Below are 2,902 nucleotides of genomic sequence, written 5' to 3'. Positions count from 1 at the left end.
TGAGTGTTGGATTGTGACTACCGATAGTGACGCTATCGGACCGACCGCTGTCTCGAAATGCCGTCTACCGGCGGGGACAACGCCGATAGTGGAGCAGTAAGGCCTTCTATCGGCATGAGTCATCTCCCTGACACGGAAGAGGTCACTGGTTCAATCCCAGTATCGCCCACCAGCACGAGAACATGCCCCTGACCGCGGACACGCGGTTCAGGGGCAACCTCATGTGTCCCTGTGCCTGGTGGCTGAATCATCAATTGGAGTCGGTCCCCTCTGATGGGTGAAGTCGGCCCCGACTGAGTGCACATCTGTGCTTTGGTCGTAGTTCGCCGGAGCGTCGAGAAGTTGGTTCCGGCAGGTGGATGGCGAGTTTGGGTGGCAATTGGCCCGACCCTCACCCCGGCCACGAGATGACTCGCCACGCCGGCAGCACCCAGGCATCTCAGGTGCTGCTGGCGTGGTCCCCCAGAAAACACCGACCGCCCGGGGCTCACGCCCTGGGCGGCCGGCGGCGCCATACCTCGGGTGGCTTCGACCCGGGCTCAGACGGCCGGAAAAAAATTTTGATGAATGAGGTTTCAAGCAGGATCGCCCGGGTATGACGCGAATCGGCTCATCCGATCGAGGCCCCATCCGCGGCCCCCTGCCACGCCCGCAGATGCCCTCGAACGGCAGAACCGCCCGCGGACGAGAGCTTCGCGGGCGGTTCTCGAGTGACAGCCGGGGTGACCCTCGCGCGACGACGACGGTTACAGGCGCGTATGAGGGTCACTCCTTCTTGGCGCAGACTTCCGGACGGTTGTTGTCACAGGCCCAGTCACGCGCTGCGTCGGTCCAGTCGAAGCCGTGCTTGTCGCTCGCGTAGCAACCGTCGGGGTCGCAGGCATAACCCGCACCGATTCCCCTGCTCTTGATCCTTTGGTTTCCGCACTGCTCAAGCTGGACCCTGGTCATAGTTCCCGGGTTGCCCAGGGTCTTGGTGACCGAGGCCACGTCGTCGTATTCGTCCATCCACATGCCGATACAGGTCGACATCGATTCCTGCATGGGCTTGTCAGCCGGCACGGAGACCGTCTTGCTGGCATCGGCGCTTCCGCCACAAGCAGCCAAGAGAACAAGCAACGACATGGTGGAGACTCCACGGAGCACGGCGTTCATCGGTGACCTGTCTTTTCGCGGTGGCATCCACCGACGTCCTGGTGATGAGAACCGCGCCGAGTGTTCACACCCTGATCCACGGAACCGCCAAGGGTCTCGGGTCCCTTGACGGTTCCGTGGCCGCTCACGTTAGTTGCGTCACAGCCGACTGGTGTGGGGTTTACCAACCTGTTGACGTGCCCTGCACCGGATGTTCCGTAGTGCAGCAGCGCTCTGTCCGGACCGACAAAACCGCCCACGGTCTCGGGTCCGTGGGCGGTTCTGGTTGAACTGTAGGCTGGGGTGAGGGTCGGGCCGAAGCCACCCAAACTCGCCATCAAGCATGATCCCTTGCGGGAACGAGACAAGGGTAGGCAGGGGAACGTTGGAACGTCTGTAGTCACTTCGGACTAGTCCGGGATGACCAGGCGGCCGGCGCGGCTCGGCACGCGAATCGCCATTGCTCCGTCGTCATCATGGTGGTCACCCCTGGATGCATTTTCAACCACCTCCACCGAGTTCCTCGCCGACCCGGCCCGGGCCCCCGGTCAGCCGAGCGGCTGCTTCCGCCCGAGGGGCGACGCCCGGCGCTCGACCGGTTGGCCTCGCTCGCAGCCCAGCTGGTTGGCGCCCCGTCCGCGCAGGTGTCCCTCCTCGCGACCGAGCAGACCGTCGTGGCCGGTGCCGGCGAGGCCTTTCATCACGTCGGCGCGCGAGGCGACCTAGCCGGCCGGTTCCACGAGCTGGGCCGTGCGCACGCCGACGCTGACAAGCTGCCGAGCCTCGACGCGTTCGTCGGGCCCATGCTCGAGGCGATCACCGAGACCACAGCTCTGTCGACCGTGACCCGCACCGGTGAGCCCCTCCTCGTGGAGGACTACATGGCCAGTCAGCTCCCGCCGTCCCTCGCCACCGATTCGGCGCGGGACCAGCTTTGGGCACTGGGGCCGGACCGCATCTTGATGGTGTCGATCGCCGGCAACCGGGCGACGCTCGGCGCCATGACGCTCGTTCGCTCGGCCGGGCGGGGAGCATGGACCGCCGACGAGACCGCGACGGCGGTCGAGATCGGACGCCGTGCCGGGGGCGCGTGGGAGAACGCCCAGCTCGTCCGCCAGCAGCGCCGGCTTTCTGAAGCACTGCAGAACAGCCTCCTGTCGACGCCTCCACGCTTCCGACGCCGAGATCGCGGTGCGCTACCAGCCTGCTGCACTCGACGCTGCCGTGGGCGGCGACTGGTATGACAGCTTCCTGCTACGCGACGGCGCAACCAAGCTCGTCGTGGGAGACATCAGCGGACACGACCGCGAGGCGGCAGCCGCCATGGGTCAGGGGAGGGCCCTGCTCCGCGGCACGGCGTATGCCATGTCCGACCCTTCGCCACCTGTGTGCTGGGCAAGGTCACCGCAGGCGACGCAGGCACTCGAATGTTCGAATGGAGCAACGCCGGCCACCCGCCGCCCGTGCTCGTCGCACCCGGGCAGGCACCGAGCCTCCTGGCCCGAGAGCCCGAACTCCTGCTCGGCCTCGACCCCGCGGCTGCACGCAGTGCCCACGAGGTGGAGCTCCCCGACGGCCCGTTGGTGCTCCTCTACACCGACGGCCTGGTCGAGCGTCGGGACGAGGGCCTCGACGCAGGCCTTGCGCGCTTGCTGGACGTCCTTGGCGATCTTGAGGGACTTCCACTGGACGAGCTGTGCGACCAGCTCTTGGTGACGATGGCGCCCGATCCCCAGGACGATGTCGTGCTGCTGGCTGTCCGGCTCAC

Annotated in this window: 3 protein-coding genes; 2 read left to right on the top strand and 1 reads right to left on the bottom strand. The window is 66.3% G+C overall.

The genetic code is table 11. The annotated features are described in order from the left end of the window. Positions 1 to 765: 765 nt before the first annotated feature. Entirely contained in the window at positions 766 to 1,155 is a 390-nt protein-coding gene (locus tag JWN68_RS02610; RefSeq protein WP_297734247.1) for a hypothetical protein, read from the bottom strand. Positions 1,156 to 1,610: 455 nt separating this feature from the next. Here JWN68_RS02610 and JWN68_RS02605 point away from each other — a divergent pair, with 455 nt between their 5' ends. Both JWN68_RS02605 and JWN68_RS02600 read left to right on the top strand, forming a co-directional pair. Then, positions 1,611 to 2,378: a GAF domain-containing protein gene (locus JWN68_RS02605; protein WP_366519727.1), complete on the top strand. Its 768-nt coding sequence runs from the start codon at positions 1,611 to 1,613 to the stop codon at positions 2,376 to 2,378. A gap of 183 nt (positions 2,379 to 2,561) precedes the next feature. Beyond that, positions 2,562 to 2,902 (top strand): PP2C family protein-serine/threonine phosphatase (locus JWN68_RS02600; protein ID WP_366519726.1); only part of this gene is annotated, 341 nt, incomplete at its 3' end.

This window comes from Nocardioides sp., assembly GCF_025964975.1.
GTDB lineage: Bacteria > Actinomycetota > Actinomycetes > Propionibacteriales > Nocardioidaceae > Nocardioides.
Note: the sequence above shows the minus strand (reverse complement) of the source record. Positions and strands in the feature narration are given on the sequence as shown.

Bases quoted from the DNA above. Each gene is read 5' to 3' on its own strand.
- JWN68_RS02605 (WP_366519727.1), top strand. From the start codon at position 1,611: ATGGTGGTCACCCCTGGATGCATTTTCAACCACCTCCACCGAGTTCCT.
- JWN68_RS02610 (WP_297734247.1), bottom strand. From the start codon at position 1,155: ATGAACGCCGTGCTCCGTGGAGTCTCCACCATGTCGTTGCTTGTTCTC.